This is a genomic window from Campylobacter sp. MIT 21-1684, assembly GCF_026241315.1.
In the GTDB taxonomy this organism is placed as follows: Bacteria; Campylobacterota; Campylobacteria; order Campylobacterales; family Campylobacteraceae; genus Campylobacter_D.
In genome coordinates, this window is record NZ_JAPHNA010000045.1 from 1 (window position 1) to 2,233 (window position 2,233).

4 protein-coding genes are annotated in these 2,233 nt (G+C 30.7%); all 4 read right to left on the reverse strand.

Going from position 1 to position 2,233, the window contains the following annotated elements:
- Positions 1-115: 115 nt before the first annotated feature.
- Positions 116-604 carry a hypothetical protein gene (locus OQH62_RS08425; RefSeq protein WP_266016105.1) on the reverse strand — a complete coding sequence of 163 codons (489 nt, stop codon included), beginning with the start codon at positions 602-604 and terminating at the stop codon, positions 116-118.
- 10 nt (positions 605-614) lie between these two features.
- On the reverse strand, positions 615-1,232 hold the full coding sequence (locus OQH62_RS08430; protein ID WP_266016106.1) for a hypothetical protein: 618 nt from the start codon (positions 1,230-1,232) through the stop codon (positions 615-617).
- Between the two features lie 22 nt (positions 1,233-1,254).
- Positions 1,255-1,692 (reverse strand): hypothetical protein, encoded by a 438-nt coding sequence (locus tag OQH62_RS08435; RefSeq protein ID WP_266016107.1) that lies wholly within the window; start codon positions 1,690-1,692, stop codon positions 1,255-1,257.
- A gap of 2 nt (positions 1,693-1,694) precedes the next feature.
- Positions 1,695-2,233 (reverse strand): hypothetical protein (locus OQH62_RS08440; RefSeq protein WP_266016109.1); only part of this gene is annotated, 539 nt, incomplete at its 5' end.

Below are 2,233 nucleotides of genomic sequence, written 5' to 3' on the forward strand. Positions count from 1 at the left end.
AGTAATACTTATAGATTGTAAAGAAGTATCTTTAGAATGAGTAGATTCTTTGTATTCTTTAGTGTCTTTAGAGTATTGAAAGGATTGAAGAAATCTCCTTTCTTTCTTTATAATACTATTCACTTCTATAATACTCACCTTTTCTTTCTTTATAATACTTTGGATTTGTGATGTTAAAATAGGTATTGATTTCATCTTCTGATAGCACAATATCTTGAATCACATAGGGTTTTTTACCTTTTTCATAGAGGATAAAGATAAAATAGCTATCAATCTTGCTAACTTCTAAGGAATACTCTCCAAAGGTTAGAGTTGGGCATTCTTTTATGTCCTCTCCATAGAGATTTGCTTCAATCCCATTGACTTTCAAATAGTCCTCTGTCTTAAAGAGATAATGAATCCAATCGTCCATCACAATATAAAAATCATCTTCATTTTCATAAGAAGCCTTGTATTCATCTAAATAATCATTGGTTTGACTTACAAAAAATCCACATTTCTCACAAATAACTTTACAATTTTGTGTTGCTGGTTTTGGTTTTTCTTCGTAAAATCCTGCATTAAGACTAAGTGCTACTAGGATTAATAAAACAACTCTAAACATTCTTTCTCCTTTAAGGTTGAGTGATTTCTATATGATAGCATTTCTCTGCATTTCTCCTCTCATCAATTATTTTAAATCCTTGATGAGTGTTTTCATATTGTCTAGCAACTTTAAAGAAATTTGCAGAGTTTTTCAGTCTCCACACAGAAACATCAAAAGTGTTTTTAACCTTATAGTCTTGACAATGTTGAAAATATCCTTTAGGAATCAATCGTCTAATTTCTTGTTCCATTGCATTTTTGATTTCATTTTCTGATTTGTTTTGTCGGTTAAGATTCTCATAAATATCAATGACTGAATGCACTTGGAGTTTGTAGGTTTGTCTTGCCTTACTTATACCATCTTTTTGATTGCACATTTTATACATTTCTCTCGCTTGGTCTGGCGGTGTTCTTGCTATATCTGTAATTGTAATGACGGGATTGTTAGAATCCTTGCCAATGCGTCTTAAGATATTCCTAGAATACTCTGATACAAGGCTTATATCTATATCTTTCCCTACAACTTGAATTTCACTTAAATCCTCTCCTGTATCTTTCTTCTCTTTCCTCTCATTCTCCCCATCATACACTCCCCCACTTAATAGAACAAACTCTGTTACATTCTCATCTTCTAACCAATTATCCAAACCTAATCTATATTACTATCCTTCATTCTTTATAATGCTTTGGATTTTTAATGCTAAAATAAGCATTGATTTCGTCTTGTGGAGCTGAAATATCCATAAGTTTATAAGGTTTTTTGCCTTTTTGATATAAGTAATATTCATAAATCCAATGAAGTCTTGCAATATCTATACTTTCATTTGGAAACACAAGCTTTGTATAATGTGTCTCAAGACGCGAAATATGCTTAGATTCTATACCATTTGCCTTAAGATATTCTCTTAACATATAGCCATAATAATTCGCATCATCTGCTGCGACATAAAAGTCATCTTCTCCCTTTTCTTTTTTGAATTGCTCCACTTCTTCGTCGGTAAAACTTACCTCAATTACACATTTATCACAATTCACTATAAAGTCTTTTGCTTCTAAACTAAAACACAATATCATAGTCATAAAAACATTTTTTATATATTTATACATATTTATTTCTCCTTTAAATGTTGTTGGTGTATTACAATATGATAGCAATTATTTTCATCTAAGACATTTGTTCTACCTAATAGTTTAATGGCTTCACTTTTAAATTTCTCTTTATTTTTGCCCAAAGATGAATAAGGAATATCCACTACATTTTGAGTAGAGAAATCAGCACAATGCTTTGATACATTAGAAGCTCCAAGCTCATTAATTTTATTTGTCATTGCTTGTATAATTTCTTCCTTATTCTTATTTGCTTTCTTTTGAGTTTCATAAATATCTAAAACTTTTTGCCCAAATAGTTTATAAGTTTTTCTTTGCTCCTGCATTCCTCTATTAATAATATTATCATACATAATTTCTGCTTGCCGTCTAGGTGTCCTTGCTGTGCTACTAATCACTACTTTATTGTAACCTGAATTTTTTGCAATGCGTCTTAAGATATTCCTAGAATACTCTGATACAAGGCTTATATCTATATCTTTCCCTACAACTTGAATTTCACTTAAATCCTCTCCTGTATCTTTCTTCTCATTCTCCCCAT

Coding starts and splice junctions, on each gene's coding strand:
- OQH62_RS08435 (WP_266016107.1), bottom strand. CDS start 1,692: ATGTATAAATATATAAAAAATGTTTTTATGACTATGATATTGTGTTTT.
- OQH62_RS08425 (WP_266016105.1), bottom strand. CDS start 604: ATGTTTAGAGTTGTTTTATTAATCCTAGTAGCACTTAGTCTTAATGCA.